Genomic DNA, 19,778 nt, shown 5'->3' on the forward strand with positions numbered 1-19,778 from the left:
CGTGCTGCTCGCCCACTGGATTACCCCTTCTACGTGTTCTTACGTATTGCCAACCGCCCTGGCAATAAGGTGTAGTTCCAATGGCTTGCTTGGTACCGCTGCACGAGAACGGCACCTTGATGTCTGCGCCGGGCGGTCCATCGTCTTTTCGGGGGGAAGGCGACATTGCGAATCGAGACTCTTCCGCACTGGTTGCGGTTGCCGCTGGGCGCGGCCCCATCCGGTTGGGGTGGAGGCGGCGCATTGGTGCGCCTCCTGCGGCGCAGCGTGCTGCCGCTACGTCGCCGCTGGCGGCCTCACCGGTTTTCTGCGGGCGACGAGATCGCCTTCCGGGTCTTCCATGCGGAGCGCATTTATCCTCAGGCGCGCTGTGCTTTGGCGGTCGGTTGCCTGGGCTGGTGCCTGTTCACGCTCTGGAACATTCATCGCTTTCCCGAGTTCTCGCGCGAACTGAGCCTGATCGGCCTGCTCTGGGTGGCTCCGGTTCTGGCCGCCACGTGGTGGCTGGTCGCGACGCGGCCGCTCGCCTTCCGGAGCGGCGCGTCGTGCTGTCTGCTCTGCGCTCCACTCGCGGCCGTCGGCGGATTGGTACTGATCCAGGGGGTGGTGGAGCCGGCCGGCTCGGAACAGGCGTCCATCGGGATGGTGCCGGGCCTTGCCGGTGTCGTGCTGTTCGCCCAGGCCGTGGTCGGTCTGCTATTCCTACCGGCGGTCATGCTGGGCGCTGTCAGCGCGCTGGTCTTCCTCGGGGCGAGTTCTGCCGGCGAGGTCGGTGCGGCGACGGCACTCGGCGGACTACCGGTTCTGGCGGCCGCGAATGTCTTGGGCATGTTCCTCTGCGTTCGCCACGAACTCGGCCTTAGATTGCTGTTCCGGCTTCGACAGCGTACTCGCCGGCGTGCCGTGTCCCTACGGAGCAGGGGCGGGGTGATCGGCATACCCGCAGTGCCTGCCGGTCATGGGCTAGCGCCCGGTGTGCTTGACGGAGGAGGGCTTGAGTGCCCAAGCGCTGGGCTGACCGACCTCGCGGATACTCGCGAACGTCTCTTCTCGGCGGCCTTTCATGACCTGCAGCAGCCACTCTCGATCATCGGACTGTACGTCCGTCTCGCCAAGGGGCGATGCGGCCGTGCAGCGGCCGGGCAAATCAAGGCCGATCTGTCGGCCATCGAAGGTGCAGCGCGCGAGATCGGGGCCATGTTCAAGGAGGTTAGCGACGCCTGGGACGTTGGGCGCAGCGATCCCGAACTCGTCGTGGTCGACGTGAACCGCTTGCTGGGCGAGGTCGCTGCAGAGTTGCGTGCCTGTGCCGCCGAAAAGGGGCTACGTCTACGGTTGCGGGTTTCGCACCGCGCGCCTTGCCTGGCCATCAGCGATCGCGCGTTGTTGAAGCGGGCGGTGTGCAATCTCGCCTGCAATGCGATCAAGTACACCGAGCGCGGCGGACTCGTGATCGGCGCGGTATCGGCGGGACGGCATGTGCGTGTCGTCGTCCGCGACACCGGGGTTGGCATCCCCGCCATCTGCCAGGCGCGCGTCTTCGATGAGTTCTTCCGGGTCAGACATGCGACCGGGAAGAGGCAGCCGGGACTGGGCCTCGGGCTCGCGATCGTGCGCCGGATCCAGGAGGTTCTTCCGGATCATCGTGTGAACCTCTGGTCGCGCGACGGGCGGGGCTCGCGCTTCACGCTGACCATGCCGATGGCTTTGGCGATCGACGCGCACGAAGCGGCGTCGCGCCGGGCCACGGCGCGGGCGGGTTGCGACGCGCTGCAGGGAAAGTACGTGTTCGTCGTCGAGGACGAGCGCCTGATCCTGGACGGGCTGGTCGAGTCGCTGCGCTCGGTCGGTTGTATCGCCGAGGGGGTGGAGCGTGTCGCGACGGCCCGTGGCCTGTTGGCGAGCCGCGACCGCTGTCCGGATGCTCTCGTAACGGACTACCGCTTGCGGGATGGTGAGACGGGTGTCGATATCGTCGCCGTGCTGCGGGAACGGTTCGAATGGGCGACGGCCACTCCGGTCGTGTTCCTGACCGGCGAAGTCGACTGGCGCGCGCCGCCGGACGGTTTCGACGCCCCCTGGGAAGTCTGCCGCAAGCCGATCGACCCCGATGCCCTGGTCCGCCGGCTGGGGGAGTTGGTGCGGAACCAATCAGCCTGAGCGACTGCCGACCGCGGGCGGCAAGGACAGGGCGAGGGTTTTCGGCACAGGCTCAGCCACTTACCTCAATCGCCAAGTTCTCTAGTATGATAATCGGCTTTTCCCGCGGCTGCGGTGGCCCATGCCACATGCGCTCCGTTCCCAGAAGTCATGAAAGATCACTCGGTAGACTCCAATTCCCCAGGTGCCGATTTCGGCACCGACGACCTTCGCATTCGCGCCATCAGCGAGGTCATGGCTCCGCAGCAGTTGCTGGAGGAATTCCCGATCACGCAGCAGGCCGCGTCCACCACGCTGGTGGCGCGACGAGACATTCATCAGGTCCTGGCTGGCGAAGACGATCGCCTGCTGGTGATCATCGGGCCGTGCTCCATTCATGATCCGGAGGCAGCCCTCGACTACGCCAGCCGATTGCTGCCGTTGAAGCACCGCTTGGCGCGCGATCTGGTCGTCGTGATGCGCGTGTACTTCGAGAAGCCGCGCACGACCGTGGGCTGGAAAGGCCTGATCAACGACCCCGATCTGGATGAAAGCTTCAATATCAACAAGGGGTTGCGCCTGGCGCGCAAGCTCCTGGTAAACCTTAACCAGATGGGGATGCCGGCGGCGACCGAGTATCTTGATCTGATCACCCCGCAATATGTGTCCGACCTGATCGCCTGGGGCGCCATCGGCGCGCGGACGACGGAGAGCCAGGTGCACCGTGAACTCGCCTCGGGACTGTCCTGCCCCGTGGGTTTCAAGAATGCCACGGACGGTAGTGTCAAGGTCGCAGTCGATGCGATCCGCGCCGCGCGGCGTCCGCACCATTTCCTTTCGGTGACGAAGGCGGGCCATTCGGCCATCGTCTCGACCCTGGGCAACGAAGACAGCCACATCATCCTGCGTGGCGGCCGGAAGCCGAACTATGACGCAGTGAGCGTAGCTGCGGCGGCGGATGCGCTCGAGGCGGCGAAGCTGCCAGCGAACCTCATGATCGATTTCAGTCATGCGAACAGCCTGAAGGATCCCGAGCGGCAAACCCTGGTTGCCCAGGACGTCGGCGAGCAGATCGCGAACGGCGACTACCGGATCTTCGGCGTGATGATCGAAAGCCACCTGAACGCCGGCAGTCAACCGCTGGAAGCCGGAAAACCGCTCGCCTACGGTGTCAGCATCACCGATGGATGTCTCGGGTGGGAGGCCAGCGAGGCCGTTCTTCAGTTACTGGCCGATGCCGTCGTGCAACGGCGCCGCCAGCAGGACCGGCGCCAATCGGCTCACGTCAACCCTCATCTCGCGATCAAATGAGACCATGAACGTTTATGTGAACGGCGAACTGCGGGAACTCCGCGAAGCGGAGAGTCTGCAAACCCTGGTGGAGGCGATGGGCTATGCCGGTCGGCGTATCGCTGTGGAAGTGAACCGGGATATCGTGCCGCATGGCACCTATGCGCAGTGCCGGCTGCGAGAAGGCGATCGCGTGGAAATCGTTCAGGCGATCGGTGGCGGACAGGGCATCGCCGATCCACTGGTCGTGGCGGGACGCGAGTACCGCTCGCGTCTGCTCGTCGGTACTGGCAAATACCGCGACCTTGACGAAACCCGCGATGCGATCGTGGCCAGCGGAGCCGAGATCGTCACGGTCGCGATCCGCCGCACGAATATCGGCCAGGATGCGTCCCAGCCGAATCTGCTGGATGTCATTTCGCCCGACCGTTACACGATTCTGCCCAATACGGCCGGCTGCTACACGGCGGAGGACGCGTTGCGGACCTGTCGGCTGGCGCGCGAGCTGCTCGGCGGGCACCGCCTGGTCAAGCTGGAGGTGCTCGGCGATCCGAAGACCCTGTTTCCGGATGTGGTCGCGACGCTGGAGGCCGCGCGGGCGCTGGTGTCGGAAGGATTCGAGGTCATGGTGTACACGAATGATGACCCCATCGTTGCCAAACGGCTCGAGGAGATCGGCTGCGTGGCCGTGATGCCGCTGGCGGCGCCGATCGGGTCGGGCCTCGGGATACGCAATCCCTACAACATCATGACGATCCTCGAGAATGCGTCCGTGCCGATCATTGTGGACGCCGGTGTCGGGACGGCATCGGATGCCGCCATCGCGATGGAGCTCGGCTGTCACGGCGTGCTGATGAATACGGCAATCGCCGAGGCCAAGAACCCGGTGCTGATGGCTTCGGCCATGAAGAAGGGGATCGACGCCGGTCGCGAGGCCTTTCTCGCCGGGCGCATGCCGCGGCGCCGTTTTGCGTCGGCTTCATCACCGACGGAGGGGCTTCCGCTCTAGCCCGCCCATGGGGCGGGCATCGTAGCTGCCGGCTGGGCTAAGGGTTCCATCTTGATGAAAGACCCGAGTCCTGGCCAGATTGGTTGCGACCCAGCCGCTCGTGTCCGGACTCGTGGCGAGTGGCTGCAGGAGTTGCTAACCAGGCGGCGGAACCTCGAGGCCGGCCCTTCGGGCGCCAGCCTCATGATTGTTTCGGATGTGTGCCCTGCGATCAGTGGTTCATCGTGCCGCCTTCCGGCATCGTGTGCTGACCCTGCGGCATCTCGGTCGCCGGCTTGTCGGTCGGTCGCGTGCCCGCCTCTGCCGGGGCCCCGTGGCCGCCGTGACCACCGCGGCTGACGCCGCCGCCGCTCTGTCCGGGACCGGCTCCGCCGCCACCCGCTCCGGCGCTGACGCCTTCACGCTGGCGCAAGCCAATCGCCGCCCCGGAGGCCTTCGCAATATTTTCGGCAGTCAGTCCGCCGAGTGAGCGAGCGGAATCCACCACGATGGTCGACACGTCAGTGACGTCCATCCGGTCGGCCAGCGGACTGGTGACGACCGCTTTGACCGGGGTCGCATTGGCTGCCGATTCGCCGAGGGGATAAGCGGTCAGTACGATCGGGTAGGCGGTACCGGCGGGAACCTTGATGCTGTAGTGATTGTTGTCCGTCAGCTCGGTGCTCTGGATGGCCGTGCCGCTCTTGTCCGTGACTTCGAGTCGGCTGTTCATGATCGGACCATGCTGATCCTGGATGTTGCCCTCGATCCTGGCTTCCATCGCCGATGGGCCGGATGAACTGCCGCTGCTGCCGTCATCGCAGGCGGTCAGAGCAGTGGCGATAGACAGGGCCGCGAGGGCGCGGAGACCGGCGCCCGACCGACGGGTATTGCGTGTGGATGACTCGCGCGACGTTTTCATGGGGAATCACATTTCCTTATTTGACTTTGTTTGATTTACGACCGGTCGACCATACCCGGCGTCCTGCAGCGGCGCTCGGCTGACTTCCTCGCGCCCGTTTATAGCATATGCCCCACCGAGAGTGTACCTCGCTGCCACCGCCCGCCCTCCGGGATTTGCGCGCGTCGCCGGGTCGGTCAGCCTGTGCCACGGGACGGGCCGAACCTTGACTTCCAAGCCACACGCACCCACGCCGGCAACCGGCGTCGCAGGGGTTGTTTTCGATGATCAGGGCCGGGTGTTGCTGATCCGTCGCGGGCGGCCGCCAGCACAGGGGTTGTGGTCGGTGCCCGGGGGAAAACAGCGCGCCGGCGAGACGCTGGCGGAGACGTGCCGCCGCGAAATCGCCGAGGAGACGGGCCTGGTCGTGACGGTTGGCCCCGTCATCGCGGTCGTGGAGCGACGCATCGAGGGCTTCCATTACGTCATCATCGATTTTCTGGCCAGTCCGGTCGGCCAGGGCAACTATGCGGTTCAAGCCGCGGACGATGCGGCGGAAGCCCGCTGGGTCGCGCTGCGGGAACTCGATCCCTATCCGCTCGTGGAGGGCCTTCGGCCCGTTATCGATGCTGCGGATCGGGTCCGCCAGAAACCGGGCAGCGGGGGCTTGTGCGATCGTGGCGGCAGCGGCAGCGACTTCGTTGCCCTTTGAGTCCATTCGTTGCGCCGTGCGCCCGGCTTCGCCGAGCGAGGAGGTCGCGTCGCGCTATTCCGAAATCTCGGGCGGGGGAGGGGATACTGGCTCAAGTCAGTGGGCACGATGAACAGGTGAGCGCGTGACGGCGAGAGTGGCTCTTGCCGTCACGGCCCGGAACAAAAACCGCGATGGTGTTTTGTTCGGATGCTCCCGAGGGGGATCAGACGGCGGGCGGCGGCGAGCGGTGATTCTTGACGTCGCCGCGCTGCATGCGGACGTATTCTTCCAATTGTCGCTTCGCGACTTCGAAGGCGTCGCGCAACGCGACGTACAGGTCTTCATGCGCCTGCTTGTCGTGGTGGTCCCGGCTCACTACGAGATGCTTCTGCGGCACGGCGAGATCGATCCGGACGCTGTAGAGGTTGCCCTGATGCTGATGGTGGTGCTCGGCGGAAACCGCGACCTTGCAGCTGATGATGTGGTCGCAGAACTGCTCAAGCTTGGCCACTTTCTCGCGCACCTTGGTTTCGACGGCATCGGAATGGGGGAAGCCGCGAAAGGTGATCTCTAATGGTACTTGCATAGTGTATCCCACTACTTCTTTTAGGAATTTTCGGTGTGTAATGAAAAAATACTCGCGCCCCAACGCGATCCTTGCGGGCATTCCGGCTTCTCCGGAGCGCGGCGCCAGCAGTCGGTGGCCTCGGTATTCGAACTGGCGTTTCCCATCGCCCAACGCGGAGGGACCTGGGCCGGGCGAATCGCGCATTATTACACATTTGTGATTCCGGCTGTCCAACCCTACGCCTTTCGAGGGCTGTACGGCGCCGGAGCTGGGGCGCGCGGCTTTGCCGAGGCCGCGAGGAAATTGCTGTTAGAATGCCGCCTCCTCGGACTCTAGGACGGTTTTTTATGGAAATCATCGCGCGTATCGCACAGGAACTCGGCGTCGCGCCGACGCAGGTGGCCAAGGCCGTGGCCCTGCTCGATGAGGGTGCGACCGTGCCCTTCATCGCCCGCTATCGTAAGGAAGTCACCGGTGGCCTCGACGATGTCCAGCTGCGCCAACTCGAGATGCGACTGGGCTATCTCCGCGAGCTCGAAGAGCGGCGCGACACCATCCTAGCCTCCATTCGTGCGCAGGAGAAGCTGACCCCCGAACTGGAGCGGGCCATTCTCGACGCCGATACCAAGACGCTGCTCGAAGACCTGTATCTGCCGTATAAACCGAAGCGCCGGACCAAGGCGCAGATCGCCCGCGAGGCGGGACTGGAACCGCTGGCCGATGCCCTGCTGTCCGATCCTGCCCAGAACCCGGAGCTGTTGGCGGCCGACTATCTGGCACCCGAACAGGGGTTCGCCGACGTCGCGGCAGTGCTCGACGGCGCGCGCCAGATCCTGATGGAGCGATTCGCCGAGGATGCCGCGTTGTTACACGAACTGCGCGAGAAGATCTGGCACGAGGGCCTGCTGGTTTCGACGGTCGTGGCTGGCAAGGAAGAGGCGGGCGCGAAGTTCAAGGATTACTTCGGCTACGACGAAGCGATCCGGGTCATTCCGTCGCACCGTGCGCTGGCGCTGTTCCGTGGGCGCAATGAGGATGTTCTGAACCTGAGTCTGCGCGTCGGCGCCGACGAAGATGCCATCCACGGCTACTGTCAGGGGCGGATTGCCGCGACGTTCGCAATCGCCGATCAAGGCCGCCCCGCGGACGTGTGGTTGCGCGAGACGGTCCGTCTGGCCTGGAAGATCAAGCTGTTGACGCGGATCGAACTCGATTTGCTGCAGCGGCTGCGGGATGCCGCGGAGCAGGAGGCGATCCGGGTGTTCGCGGGCAACCTGAAGGACTTGCTGTTGTCGGCGCCGGCGGGTCCCCGGGCGACGATGGGGCTCGATCCGGGGCTGCGGACCGGCGTCAAGGTCGCGGTCGTCGACAAGACCGGCAAGCTGCTGGAGACCGCCACGATCTACCCGCACGTCCCGCATCGGCAGTGGGAGCAGTCGATTGCCCAGTTGGCGCAGCTCTGCGAACGCCACGACGTCCAGTTGATCGCGATCGGCAACGGCACCGCCTCGCGGGAAACCGATCAGCTCGCCGCCGACGTCATCAAGCGCTTCCCCGATCTGAAGCTGCTGAAGATCGTCGTGTCCGAGGCCGGCGCTTCGGTGTATTCGGCTTCCGAACTGGCCTCGAAGGAATTCCCCGATCTCGACGTGTCGCTGCGGGGGGCGGTTTCGATCGCCCGCCGGCTGCAAGATCCGCTCGCGGAACTCGTCAAGATCGAGCCCAAGGCGATCGGGGTCGGGCAGTATCAGCATGACGTCAATCAGACTCAGCTCGCCCGGAGCCTGGATGCCGTCGTCGAAGACTGCGTCAATGCGGTGGGGGTCGATGTCAACACGGCCTCGACGTCGCTGCTGCGCTATGTGTCGGGTCTGACGCAGACCATAGGCCAGAACATCGTCGAGTTCCGCAACGAGCATGGGCCGTTCCGGAGCAGGGAGCAGCTCAAGCAGGTGCCGCGGCTCGGGGCGAAGACCTTCGAGCAGGCCGCCGGCTTCCTGCGCATCGCCGATGGCGACAATCCACTGGATGCCTCGTCGGTGCACCCGGAAGCCTATCCGGTGGTCGAGAAGATCATGCAACAGACGGGCAAGGATATCCGCGGCCTGGTCGGCAACCCGAGCTTCCTGCGCGGCGTCGATCCGGCGCGTTACGTCGACGAGCGTTTCGGTCTGCCCACGGTGAGCGACATTCTCAGCGAACTGGAAAAGCCGGGGCGCGACCCGCGTCCTGATTTCAAGACCGCAACCTTCAAGGAAGGCGTGCACCAGCTCGCCGACCTGGCGCCGGGGATGATGCTGGAAGGCCAGGTCACGAACGTGACCAACTTTGGCGCTTTCGTCGACATCGGCGTCCATCAGGACGGTCTGGTGCACATCTCCCATTTGGCGGACCGTTTCGTCAAGGATCCGCGCGAAGTCGTCAAGGCGGGTGACGTGGTAGCAGTCCGCGTGCTGGAGGTCGACGTGCAGCGACGCCGCATCGCTCTGTCGATGAAAAAGGAGGCGGTCTCTCCGGCGGAGTCCGCGGTCGCCAGGGCGCCGGGCCCGGCGCCGCGAACGCCGGCCGCACCGAAACGCCCGCGCGACAGCCGCCAGGAGGCTCCGGCGCCGCAAGGCGCGATGGCCGCAGCGCTGGCGCGCGCCCTCAAGACGAAGGCGTAGAGCGGGCTGGACTTTGAGGCGGGAGGTCCGGAGAATCTCGGTCCGCAACGCGGGCCGTTCTCGGGATGTGCCCCGCAATGGGCGACGGACGGGGTTGGACCGCGGCCGGAGCGCCCACCAGACGTTATCCAAGGGGTAGAGAAACCAATGATTAAGAACAACATGCCAGGTCGATCCATTGCCGCATTCATGGGTTTCGGCGCGGCTTTGCTGCTGGGTGGGTGCGGTGACGATGCCCCGCCTTCAGCCCGACCGTCGTCCCAGTCGTCGCAGCCGCCGGTCTCCGTGTTCGATCAGCCGCATACGCCGGTCACCGAGACCGAGCACCAGATCTTCGAGCGGAAGTACACGGAGAAATGCATCAAGTCGCAGCAGGCTAGCGGCGACAGCCAGCTATCCGGCGATCAGGAGCTTGGCCGCGTCTGCACCTGCATGGCGCAGGAGATATCCAAGCGACTGACCCATGCCGACGCGGTCCATTTCAACGAGAAGAACGAGTTCCCGTTCGAGCTGGTCATGATGACCAACGCGGCGGCGAACGATTGCCTGGCGCAGAAACCCTAAGCGCTCAGCGACGCGCGTCCCGCGAGGGCGCCAGGGCCAGCCGCTGCTCGGCGCCCGATGGCAGCGGCCGGTTGCGGTCGCTGATCCACGCCACGATGTCGCGCCAGGGCTTTTCAGCCTGCAGATCGCGCAGCAGCAGGTGGTAGCCATCGGGATAGGTCGCGACGCGCGTCGTCAGTCTTCGGGGCAGGCGTTCCAGCAGGCGCTGCATCGGTTCCTTGGGAATGATCTGGTCGCGATCGCCGATGAGGACCAGCGTGGGCAGGTCGATCAGGCCGACCTGTGCCATTGCCTCGTCCATCAGGTCGACCAGGCCATAGATCGCGTCGATCCGTGTTGCCTTGATCACCTGCGGGTCGCGTCCCAATCCCCGCAGCACGTCGATATTGTCGGATGGCATGAAGCCCAGTCCGTCGCCGGTCACACGCAGCCATGGCAGTGTGTGAACCGAGGTCTCCAGCAACGCCCGCTGATACCACGGCATCGTGTCCCGCGACCAAACCGCGGGCGCCGACAGAATCAACCCGTCCGCAGGGGGGCGCCGCTCACTCGTCAGTGCGACGATCGCGACGGCCGCGCCCATGCTCTCCCCGAGCACGTACACCGGAATCCCGGGGTGGCGTTGACGGACGGCGGCGGTAAACTGGAACAGGTCGTCGATATAAGTCTGGGTGCCGGGCCAGGTCCCATGTCCGGGTGCCTGCCCGAAACCCCGTTGGTCATAGGCATAACAGGCCACGCCATGGCGCTGGAAGAAGGCGCCGGGCATCTCGAAGGCGCGGCTGTAGTCGTTGAAACCATGCAGCGCGACGATGATCGCCCGCGGCGGATCGCGAACCGGCAGCCAGCGCCTCAAGGGCAGCACCGCGCCGTCGCCGGCCACGAAATGTGCCGCTGCGAGCTGCGGCAGCTGTGCTGGGGGCGCGGCAAAGGCGACCATCGGTACCCAGTAAAACAATGCGACCAGCAGTCGAGCCAACCGGTATGGACAGTGCGACGGAAACATCAATGGAACAGTCGACAGCGGGTCATGGGCAAGCGAAGCCGCAGTATAGCGGAAGGCTTGGCTCGCCGGCCGGCCCTGGGTGCGCGGGTATGGCGACGATAGAGACCGCGTCTTGTCGCAAGCGCGGTGGAGGTCGGGCATGAGCTACGTCTGCCTGGCCACGGCCGGTTTCGACGCGGTCGAAGCGTTCTACCGCCAGACGCTGGGCGGCTCGGTGATCCGCGCGTGGGACCGGCCGGGTGCGCGCGGCGTGCTGCTGGAGGTCCACGGCCTGCGACTGGAGCTGCTCGATGCGGCGCGCGAGAAGCGACAGTTGCGGCTGCCTGCGCCGGGCGATCGGGTGCACTTGGTGCTGGAGGTCGCGGACGTCGATGCCGTGCATCGGTCCCTGGCCCTGTATGCGCCTGTCCCGGTTACGACGAATTGGGGATCTCGCTGCTTTGCGATCCGTGATCCGGACGGTGTTCAGATTACGTTTCTGCAGTGGCTCAATCAACCCGGTGCAGCGGCCTGAGAAACCCGCGCCCAAGATCGTATTCCCCTCGGCCGCATCGGGCAAGCGCGCCGGGTGTTCAGGATCCGCTACTCCCCGATCGAGGCGGAGGGCCGCGCAGGTCGGTCGGCGATATCCTCGCCCCAGCGGCGCAGCCGTCCGACGTCGATGTCGAACAGGTCCAGGGCCCGGCAGGCGGTGTGCGTCACCATCTCGTCCAGTGAGGCCGGCTGCGTATACAGCGCCGGGACGGGCGGCATCACGACCCCGCCGCATTCGGTCACCGTCAGCATATTGCGCAGGTGGATCGCCGACAGCGGCGTCTCCCTGACCATCAACACCAGGCGCCGACGCTCCTTCAACGTGACGTCGGCGGCGCGCGTCAGCAGGCTGCTCGACATGCCTGTGGCGATCTCGGCCAACGTCTTGACCGAGCACGGCGCGATGATCATCCCCATGGTCCGGAATGAACCGCTGGCGAGCGCTGCACCGACGTCGCTGATCGCGTAGTCCACGCTGGCCAGTGCACGCAGGTCGCGCGCGCTGAGGGCGAGTTCGTGCGCCCGCGTGCGGTCCGCGGCTTTCGATACGATCAGGTGGGTTTCGATCGCCGTGTCCCGCAGCAACTCCAGCAATCGGACGCCGAAGATGATGCCGGTGGCGCCGGTGATGCCGACGACGAGACGCTGTGGCTGAGCCATGGCCGAAGACAATCCTCTGGTAAGCATGCCGAAAGCGTTACAGCCTAAACGTTCAGCGCGCAGGCGTCACTTGCTGGCTTACGCCTGGGGGCGGGATCGGCGGCGGCCAAAATCCGCTTCTCCTTCGTTAGGCGATGCGGTAGCGTTGTCCCAGGGGGACTATGCGACCATGGTTCAAATCGACAATATCGAACTTGCCAAGAGTTACGGCCAGTTCCTGGCCGCTCTCGGCGGCGTCAGCATCACGGTGCTGACCCTGGCCTTGACGCTACGCAAAGAGATCGCCGATCAACGGCTGTTCGAGTTTCTGAACGCCGCGCTGATCGTCGCGACGATTGTCTGCTTCATCGGGGCGCACGGCATGTCGGAGGTCAGCGCGATCCCGACCACCGAGATGGCAGGGGCCCGCCGGCTGTACATGATCGCCAGCATCAATGTCGTCATGGCCGCGGCCTTGTTCCTGTTCGCACTGATGCTGTTGCCGCGCGTCTACGACGACGACATGCCGGACGAGCTCAAGGCGATTGCGTTCTGGTCCTTCGCCGCCGTCGTCATTGGCGCGCAGGCGTGGATGGTGTCGTTCATCGAACATCTGGAGCACCCGAGTGCCTCGGGGGCACTGCTGGCCGCTGCAGTCGCCGCCCTGGCAGTATGGCTATATCGGCCGCGCATGGATGCAGTCACCGGCTTCGTGGCCTTTCCCTTCTGGCTCTGTGTCGGGTTCAGTGGCTCATCGCTGGTCCTGTTCGCCGCGACTTTTCAGTTGCTGACGGGGCCGCAGTGGTTCGACGTGACGTTCTATTGCGTCGGGATGGCGACACCGGCGATGGCCTTGCTGCGGCTGGGCTGGAGGGAGTATCGGAAGGCGTAGCCGCCAGGCGGACCGTCGTTCTGCGCCGAATGGCCGAGCGCCTTGGCGCCGGACCTCACTTGAGTCGGAAGGCGCAGTGAGTGGCCGTGCGTTCGATGCCGGGCCGAGTAGGCCTTGGAGTTGATCTGGGTTTTGCGCACTTGCCGTCAAGCGCGCCTTCCTACGGCTCGTTGAATCAACGGCGTCAGCGGTGCTTCGGGTCAAATGGAGGACTCGGTGATTCTGGATCAGGGGAAAAAAAGATCACCGGAACCCCGGAAAGCCGCCGTCGGCGCGAAAGCCGAAGACGCCTTTCAGAGTGGGCCTCGGGCGAGGTCCCGGTGAGAAGCGCATCGAAGAGGTTATGCGCCTTACTTAATGCAGTGGGCGTGCCAATGTCCTAACTGATTGATGCGGAGCGTTTTCCTTGTTCATGGTGGCTGGCCGGCTGCGCGCCATTCCGTCAAATCGCATGTTGGCTGTGGGGAAAGCCGCAAATGGGCGTACCCCTGGGCTAGCTGCGATATATCTTGCGGGGTGGACTTCTCGGGAGCTACGGGCAGTGTTCAGTCGGCGCCGAGGGCTCCGTTTGTGGTGTGTGTTTGCCCGGGTTTTTTCCGTCTTTGGGCGGGGTGTTACGAAACCCGCGGGAGGCCGCAGCGGCGCAGGCTCCCCCCGACCTTGCGATTTGGCAGGAGTGGCCAAGGCAGCTTGAGTCAGGGGATTCCCGTCGCTTTGCCGGGAAATCCAGAAACCCCGACGCCCGGAACGATGCGCCGGATGACGCTCTTCGAGATCGGGTCGCAGGTTTCAACTGCTGGGGGGCAAGGCCTCGTTCGAGCGAGTCGTTTGCGGGTTGCGGCGGCATTCTCTCTGGGCCGGTATCCTACGAATCGCCACCAGCCACTTCACGGTCTCCCGCCTATGTCTCGGCTCACTCGTTCGTTCAACCGACTCACGCTGATCGCGATACTCCAGGCCATGGCGCTTTGGACGTCCCCTGTCGTCGCGATCGATTCGACCCATGTGGTTCGCGCCCACACGGCCTACGTCAACAAAGCGGGGATGGCCGACTGGCTGGTGCCCGATTACGTGGTCAAGTTTCGCGTTCCCAAGGGGGCAAAGTGGGGGGTTTACCCGAAGACCGAGCGAGCGCGGACCGCATTCAATTTCGGGGGCCATGCGGCGCATGGGAAAGCGGTAGGGGATGCCATCGAGATCACCGTCGTGGCCGGCGGCCGTGCTCGACGGGCCGCTGGCTATGGTCGGCGCGATGCCTGGGAGTATGCCAATGAATTGCGCGCCTGGTATCGGAACTGAGCAAGAACCGCTTCATAAACTGGCGCGGCTCCCGTACCCGGCGGAGTCGACAGAGTGGTCGAGGTGGGCGAACTTGCCGCCTCGTGCGCTCAGGCCCGCCGTGCCTTGATGGCAAAGTGCGCGCCCGGCTTTTTGCTTGCGGCGCGCTGCAGGGCTTGAACCACTTCCTCATGGCCATACAGCTCGGCCAGCTCGAAAGGTGTCATGAAGCGGTCGTCGGAATAGCCCAGCGCAGCGTCGGTGGCGTACCGCCCGATCGCTGCCAGGTCGGCGCTGCGTATGGCGTCCTTTAGCTGTCGCACCTCGAGGGGTTGCGCCAGGTGCATGAGCGGTGCGTCGGCGACGAGCTCCTCGCGCAAACGGGTCAACTTACCATCCATCCAGGCGACCACCGCATAGAAATAGGCGGCGATCACCGACGCCAGCAAGCAGGTCAGGAATTCATCGCGCGTTCCGGTCCGCAGATCAAATTGTAATACCGGATTCATCATCCCATCCGGCGTCTGGACGATGATGTTCAGGATGTGGGCGGTCAACATGATCAGCGCGAGCAAGGTGGCAATCAGCACACTCAGGGCAAAGGCCTTCATGCTGCCGCTTCCGTGTTTCGCCGCGCGATCGGGCCGCGTCCGGTACCGAAGCGAAGGCAGCCGGGCGTCCGACCGGAGCGTCGGGAAATCCGAAGGCGCCTCAGGTGGTCAACAGGCTTGAACACGATGCTGGATCCCCTCCGTGGGGTGATGCGCAGTGCTGTCGCGCGATGGATCAGGCAGCAGGCCCCATCTCCAGACGGCCGGCAGCGGGACGTTCCAGGAACTCGGCACTGAACGGACTCGCATTCAGTACGTTACCGGCATCCCTCGCGGCCCCTTCGCATGGTATCGCCACGGTCTGGTTCGTGGCCTCGATGCCCATATTGCGAAAGCAGTTGCTGCGCTCGCGGCCCATATGCTCGCTCATCATCTCTGAGTCCCCTTCCGCACGGCACAGGCGCCCGGGCGCAGCGCCCCGATCAGTGCGAGTCGTGCATTGAATTCCTGCCTGGGGATATAACTTTACCCCGATGTGTGCGGTCATGCGACACTCGGTCGCCAGCGGTGCGCTTTCGGACCGATTCGGGTCGGGCCGTCAGGGCGGGAATAGCGGCGTTGTGGCGTTGTCCGGCATGTAATAGCAAAACAGGGCGATCAGCGCATAGACGCTCAGCAGTTGGACGCCCTTGAACCAGTTGGACTTGCCGTCGCCGACGACGGTCGAGATCAACAGCACGGGAAACAAGACGATCATGATGCCGGCGTTGCCGACCATCAGATTGAGCGGGCGCGGCGCCAGCACGTAACTGCTCAGCATCAGCATCGGCGCGATGAACAGGGCGATCTGGATGCTGCTGCCGACGGCGATGCCCATGGTCAGATCGAGTTTGTTCTTGCGAGCCATGGTCACCGCAGCGACGCTTTCGGGCGCTCCGCCGATCAAGGCCAGTACGATGACGCCGATGAAGGCGCGGGACACGCCCAGCGCGGCTGCCGTGCCGGCGATCGCGTCGACCACGATTTCGCTCATGAAGGCCAGGGCGACGGAGGAGGCCAGCAGGACGATGAGCGCGCGCCGCAGCGACCAGCTGCTCGCGCCGGCTTCTTCGCCGCCACCGTCCGCGTCCGAGAAGTAATCCGGGTGCGTCTTCAACATGAACAGCAGGCTCATCGTATAGGTGAGCAGCAGCACGATGGCGATGCCGATGTTCAGTGCGTCCTCGGCGTCGTGCAGGTCCGGCGGAATGAAATTGTCAAACACGCTGGGCACGACAATGCTGATTGCTGCCACCATCAGGATGGAGCGCTGCATCCGGGCGCCACGGCGGTTGAATTTCTGCACGCGGTGCTTAAGCCCGCCAACCAGGAACGCGAGCCCCAATACGAACAGCAGATTGCCAAGCATGACACCGACCAGCGAGGCTTTGACCACGTCCAGCAGACCGGCCTGGAGCGCCATTAGCGAGATGATCAGTTCTGGCGCATTGCCGAAGGTCGCATTCAGCAGACCGCCGAGCGTCTGGCTCGTGCGATGGGCGATCTGTTCGGTGGAATATACGAGTTCCGCCGACAGCGGGATGATCGCCAGTGCCGCGCAGCCGAAACGGATCGCGGGCGATAGGGAATCGATCCGGTCCAGCACGACGGCAAGTGGAACGAAGATCAGCAGCAGGCGGATGTACTGTGCGCCGCGGCGGTGCTGGATTGCGTCGGTGGTCGTGGCGGCCAGGGTTTGGAAGAACAGGGTGGTGCTCGCTGGCAGGGGTGGGCGCCCGGTTTTGCCGGATGGTCCGGCTGCCCGGTACCGGAATTAAACGGGCTGTCAGGCAATGGTAGGCTCGGCGTGTTACGTTTGCGTGACTGCGGCACTGCCGCGTGGGCTCAGGCGTCGGGCCCAAGCCACGCTGCGCCGGCGGTCGGAAGCCGCAGAGCCAAAGGCGATGCCCTGCTGCCCCGCCAATTGAACGAACCCGGCGCTGCGCTGGTCAATCCGCGGTGCGAATGCTACTTTCCCGCGCAGTCCGGGTTCGTGTCGATGCTCAGCGGAGACTTGTCCATTTGATTCATCCCTCGCCGCCACCGGCTTCGGTGGCTACGCCCATCGCGGCTCCGACATCGGAACTGGCGCATTTGCAGCCGACCTACCGGAGTGTCCGCCGCCAAACCGAAGCGCTCTGCGAACCGCTGGCCTGCGAGGACTACGGCCTGCAGGCGGCGCCGGAAACCAGCCCGCCGAAGTGGCATCTGGCGCACACGACCTGGTTTTTCGAGCAATTCGTGCTCTTGCCTTTCCTGCCGGGCTACCGGGAGTTTCACCCCGGATTTGCCCAGTTGTTCAACTCCTATTACGAAACGGTGGGCCCGTTTTTCCCGCGTGCGCAGCGCGGGCAGTTGTCGCGGCCGACCGTGGCCGAGGTCATGCGTTACCGGGCGCAGGTCGACCAGGCGGTCGGCGAACTGGTCGGTGTCGCCCGGGCGGCAGAGTGCGAGGAAATCGGCGCACGACTCCTGCTGGGCATCCACCACGAGCAGCAACACCAGGAATTGCTGCTGACGGACATCAAGTACAGTCTATCCGTCAATCCCTTGCGGCCCGTCTACCGAGCCGCTCCGCAACGGACTGTGGTCACGACGCCGGGGCTCGACTGGTTGCAGCGAGAGGGCGGCCTGCAACAGATCGGCCATGGGGGCGACGGGTTCGCCTATGACAACGAGTCGCCGCGGCATCGTGTCTGGCTGGAGCCCTTCCGTCTGGCCTCGCGGCCAGTCACGCAGGTCGAGTTCCTGGCCTTCGTGGAAGACCGGGGCTACCAGCGCCCCGAGTTGTGGCTGTCCGAGGGGTGGGCCACGGTGCGGCAGCGTGGCTGGCAGGCGCCGCTCTACTGGGAGCGGCTGGACGGGGGCTGGTGGCAATTCACGCTGGCCGGACTCCAGCCGATCGATTCGGGTGCGCCGGTGAGCCATGTCAGTTACTTTGAAGCCGACGCGTATGCCCGCTGGGCGGGACGGCGCCTGCCGACCGAGCAGGAGTGGGAAACGGTCGCGGCGGAAGTAGCCGTGTCCGGCAATTTCCTTGAATCCGGTCTGCTCCGGCCGGTAGCGGCGGTGCCCGGTGCCGATGGGCTCAGCCAGGTGTTCGGCGATGTCTGGGAATGGACGCAAAGCGCGTATCAGCCGTATCCGGGGTTTCGACCGCCGAGCGGCGCGCTCGGCGAATACAACGCGAAGTTCATGTGCAGCCAGCTCGTGTTGCGCGGCGGCTCCTGCGCCACGCCGCAGTCGCACGTTCGGGCCAGCTACCGCAACTTCTTCTACCCGGCCGACCGCTGGCAATTTTCGGGAGTGCGCCTTGCCGATGATGGCTAGTGATGCGATGCCGGTGCGGTTGATCGACCTGGCCCCTGCGGTCGCCGATTTTCGCAGCGAGGTGTTGGTCGGGCTGAGCCGGCCGCAAAAGTCGCTGTCGCCGAAGTTCTTTTACGACGGCGAAGGCTGCCGGTTGTTCGAAGCAATCTGCGATCTGCCCGAGTATTACCTCACCCGGACCGAGATGCATATCCTGACCCGCCACGCGGGGGATATCGCCACGGCGCTCGGTGCTCCGGTGACGCTGATCGAGCTCGGGAGCGGCAGCAGTCGGAAGGTCCGGTTGCTGCTGGATGCCGTGCGACCGCGTCGCTATGTCCCGCTCGACATCGCCCGGGATCATCTCTTCGCGTCGGCCTCGGCCATCGCCCGGGATTACCCCTGGCTGGATGTGCGGCCGATCTGCGTCGACTATTCCCACCCGTTCGAGTTTCCGGACATAGCCGACGATTCCCGGCGGATCGCCTTTTTTCCGGGTTCCAGCATCGGCAATTTCGCGCCGGACGAAGCGGTGGCACTGCTGCGCAGCGTCGCGTCGCTGCTGGGACGTGACGGCGGCCTGTTGATCGGCTACGACCTGAAAAAGGATCCTGCGGTCCTGCATCGGGCGTACAACGACGCTGCCGGCTTGACGGCGGCATTCAACCTGAACCTGTTGCGGCGCATCAACCGGGAGCTGGAGGGTGACTTCGAACTCGGCCGATTCGACCATAGCGCCCATTTCGCGAGCGATGACGGCCGCGTCGAGATGCATCTCGTCAGTCGGGTCGATCAGGTGGTGGGCGTCTCCGGACAGCTGTTCAAGTTTGCGGCCGGGGAGTCCATACACACCGAGAACTCCTACAAGTACGGCATGGACCAGTTCGTCGGCCTGGCGGCCAATGCCGGGTTCCGTCCATTGCAGACCTGGACCGACGCCGGCCGTCTGTTTTGCGTCCAGCTGTTCGGGCTCGATGACTCCAGGGCAGGGCTGTTCGCCGATGCGACCTGATGCGCTGGCGGCGGCTGGCTCGGAGCCGATGATCCGGCTCGAGGGCGTCAGCTTCGCCTTCCGTGAAGGCCCGGCGCTGCATCGCGTGCTGGGGGGGATCGAAGGCGAGGTGGCTCCGGGCGAATGGGTCGCGTTGCTCGGCCAAAGCGGCTCGGGCAAGTCGACCCTGCTGCATCTGGTGGCCGGTCTGGACCGGCCCGACGAAGGGGCGATCTGGGTCGGCGGCACTCGGGTCGACACGCTGAACGAGCGCGAGCGCACGCTGTTCCGACGGCTCCGGGTCGGTTTCGTCTATCAGTCCTTCAATCTGCTGCCGACGCTGACCGCGTGCGAAAACGTCGCCCTGATGGCGGAGTTGGCGGGACACCCGTCCTCCCGTGCACGCCGGATGGCTTTGTCACTGCTGGCCGATGTCGGCCTGGCCGACCTCGGCAACCGCTACCCGGATCGCCTTTCCGGCGGAGAGCAACAGCGCGTCGCGATCGCCCGCGCCCTGATCGGCGATCCGTGGGTGCTGCTGGCCGACGAACCGACCGGGAATCTGGATAGCGCGACCGGGGAGCAGATTCTCGACCTGCTGGACCGGATGCTACGGCAGCGTGGCAAGACGCTGCTGATTGCAACGCACAGTCGGGAATTGGCCGAACGGGCCGATCGCGTCTGGCATCTGCGCGACGGTCTGTTGGAAAGCCCATGACGCCGCCCCGGATT

The 19,778-nt window shown here is 64.9% G+C and carries 19 protein-coding genes; 12 read left to right on the forward strand and 7 right to left on the reverse strand.

The window, feature by feature from the left end:
- Positions 1-165 precede the first annotated feature (165 nt).
- The 3 genes from BWR02_RS02930 to thiS all read left to right on the forward strand — a co-directional run bounded on the left by BWR02_RS02930 (position 166) and on the right by thiS (position 4,438).
- Positions 166-2,160 carry an ATP-binding response regulator gene (locus BWR02_RS02930; protein WP_139556267.1) on the forward strand — a complete coding sequence of 665 codons (1,995 nt, stop codon included), beginning with the start codon at positions 166-168 and terminating at the stop codon, positions 2,158-2,160.
- A 150-nt stretch (positions 2,161-2,310) separates the two neighbouring features.
- On the forward strand, positions 2,311-3,450 hold the full coding sequence (gene aroG, locus BWR02_RS02935; protein WP_139556268.1) for a 3-deoxy-7-phosphoheptulonate synthase AroG: 1,140 nt from the start codon (positions 2,311-2,313) through the stop codon (positions 3,448-3,450).
- Between the two features lie 4 nt (positions 3,451-3,454).
- Positions 3,455-4,438: a sulfur carrier protein ThiS gene (gene thiS, locus BWR02_RS02940; protein ID WP_139556269.1), complete on the forward strand. Its 984-nt coding sequence runs from the start codon at positions 3,455-3,457 to the stop codon at positions 4,436-4,438.
- Positions 4,439-4,649: 211 nt separating this feature from the next.
- Here thiS and BWR02_RS02945 read toward each other — a convergent pair whose 3' ends face one another.
- The gene (locus tag BWR02_RS02945) at positions 4,650-5,339 is read right to left on the reverse strand and encodes a hypothetical protein (RefSeq protein ID WP_139556270.1); all 690 of its coding nucleotides are present in this window, start codon (positions 5,337-5,339) and stop codon (positions 4,650-4,652) included.
- A gap of 205 nt (positions 5,340-5,544) precedes the next feature.
- Here BWR02_RS02945 and BWR02_RS02950 point away from each other — a divergent pair, with 205 nt between their 5' ends.
- Entirely contained in the window at positions 5,545-6,030 is a 486-nt protein-coding gene (locus BWR02_RS02950; protein ID WP_162559987.1) for an NUDIX hydrolase, read from the forward strand.
- A 205-nt stretch (positions 6,031-6,235) separates the two neighbouring features.
- On the opposite strand, the gene BWR02_RS02955 is transcribed toward BWR02_RS02950, so the two are convergent.
- Positions 6,236-6,679, reverse strand: coding sequence for an HPF/RaiA family ribosome-associated protein (locus tag BWR02_RS02955; RefSeq protein WP_236101860.1), 444 nt, complete (start codon positions 6,677-6,679; stop codon positions 6,236-6,238).
- Positions 6,680-6,927: 248 nt separating this feature from the next.
- On the opposite strand from BWR02_RS02955, the gene BWR02_RS02960 reads away from it, so the two are divergent.
- Together BWR02_RS02960 and BWR02_RS02965 are read left to right on the forward strand one after the other, a co-directional pair.
- The gene (locus BWR02_RS02960) at positions 6,928-9,243 is read left to right on the forward strand and encodes a Tex family protein (RefSeq protein ID WP_139556272.1); all 2,316 of its coding nucleotides are present in this window, start codon (positions 6,928-6,930) and stop codon (positions 9,241-9,243) included.
- Between the two features lie 147 nt (positions 9,244-9,390).
- Positions 9,391-9,807 carry a hypothetical protein gene (locus tag BWR02_RS02965; RefSeq protein WP_236101862.1) on the forward strand — a complete coding sequence of 139 codons (417 nt, stop codon included), beginning with the start codon at positions 9,391-9,393 and terminating at the stop codon, positions 9,805-9,807.
- Between the two features lie 4 nt (positions 9,808-9,811).
- Here the strand turns inward: BWR02_RS02965 and BWR02_RS02970 are convergent, their stop codons facing one another.
- A complete protein-coding gene (locus BWR02_RS02970; RefSeq protein WP_236101864.1) occupies positions 9,812-10,747 on the reverse strand; it encodes an alpha/beta hydrolase in 936 nt (311 codons plus the stop codon).
- A 205-nt stretch (positions 10,748-10,952) separates the two neighbouring features.
- Here BWR02_RS02970 and BWR02_RS02975 point away from each other — a divergent pair, with 205 nt between their 5' ends.
- On the forward strand, positions 10,953-11,327 hold the full coding sequence (locus tag BWR02_RS02975; RefSeq protein ID WP_139556274.1) for a VOC family protein: 375 nt from the start codon (positions 10,953-10,955) through the stop codon (positions 11,325-11,327).
- Between the two features lie 68 nt (positions 11,328-11,395).
- Here BWR02_RS02975 and BWR02_RS02980 read toward each other — a convergent pair whose 3' ends face one another.
- Positions 11,396-12,007: a UbiX family flavin prenyltransferase gene (locus BWR02_RS02980; RefSeq protein WP_139556275.1), complete on the reverse strand. Its 612-nt coding sequence runs from the start codon at positions 12,005-12,007 to the stop codon at positions 11,396-11,398.
- 169 nt (positions 12,008-12,176) lie between these two features.
- On the opposite strand from BWR02_RS02980, the gene BWR02_RS02985 reads away from it, so the two are divergent.
- Together BWR02_RS02985 and BWR02_RS02990 are read left to right on the forward strand one after the other, a co-directional pair.
- Positions 12,177-12,878, forward strand: coding sequence for a hypothetical protein (locus BWR02_RS02985; protein ID WP_139556276.1), 702 nt, complete (start codon positions 12,177-12,179; stop codon positions 12,876-12,878).
- Positions 12,879-13,781: 903 nt separating this feature from the next.
- Positions 13,782-14,177 (forward strand): hypothetical protein, encoded by a 396-nt coding sequence (locus BWR02_RS02990; protein ID WP_139556277.1) that lies wholly within the window; start codon positions 13,782-13,784, stop codon positions 14,175-14,177.
- 89 nt (positions 14,178-14,266) lie between these two features.
- Here BWR02_RS02990 and BWR02_RS02995 read toward each other — a convergent pair whose 3' ends face one another.
- From BWR02_RS02995 to cax, 3 genes are all read right to left on the reverse strand, one after another.
- Positions 14,267-14,746: a hypothetical protein gene (locus tag BWR02_RS02995; RefSeq protein ID WP_139556278.1), complete on the reverse strand. Its 480-nt coding sequence runs from the start codon at positions 14,744-14,746 to the stop codon at positions 14,267-14,269.
- Between the two features lie 196 nt (positions 14,747-14,942).
- On the reverse strand, positions 14,943-15,140 hold the full coding sequence (locus tag BWR02_RS03000; RefSeq protein WP_139556279.1) for a hypothetical protein: 198 nt from the start codon (positions 15,138-15,140) through the stop codon (positions 14,943-14,945).
- A gap of 165 nt (positions 15,141-15,305) precedes the next feature.
- Complete coding sequence (gene cax / locus BWR02_RS03005; RefSeq protein ID WP_328591502.1) at positions 15,306-16,439, reverse strand: calcium/proton exchanger; 1,134 nt, start codon at positions 16,437-16,439, stop codon at positions 15,306-15,308.
- A 329-nt stretch (positions 16,440-16,768) separates the two neighbouring features.
- Between cax and egtB the strand changes: the two genes are divergently transcribed.
- From egtB to BWR02_RS03020, 3 genes are read left to right on the forward strand one after another with little or no spacing between them, the layout of a single operon-like run.
- Positions 16,769-18,076 (forward strand): ergothioneine biosynthesis protein EgtB, encoded by a 1,308-nt coding sequence (gene egtB / locus BWR02_RS03010; RefSeq protein ID WP_236101868.1) that lies wholly within the window; start codon positions 16,769-16,771, stop codon positions 18,074-18,076.
- Entirely contained in the window at positions 18,066-19,067 is a 1,002-nt protein-coding gene (gene egtD, locus BWR02_RS03015) for an L-histidine N(alpha)-methyltransferase (protein ID WP_139556472.1), read from the forward strand. Before egtB ends, egtD begins: the two co-directional genes overlap by 11 nt.
- The gene (locus tag BWR02_RS03020; protein ID WP_201276117.1) at positions 19,057-19,764 is read left to right on the forward strand and encodes an ABC transporter ATP-binding protein; all 708 of its coding nucleotides are present in this window, start codon (positions 19,057-19,059) and stop codon (positions 19,762-19,764) included. The genes egtD and BWR02_RS03020 overlap by 11 nt, the downstream gene beginning before the upstream one ends.
- The last annotated feature ends 14 nt before the right edge of the window (positions 19,765-19,778 follow it).

The sequence above is a fragment of the Methylotetracoccus oryzae genome (assembly GCF_006175985.1).
In the GTDB taxonomy this organism is placed as follows: domain Bacteria; phylum Pseudomonadota; class Gammaproteobacteria; order Methylococcales; family Methylococcaceae; genus Methylotetracoccus; species Methylotetracoccus oryzae.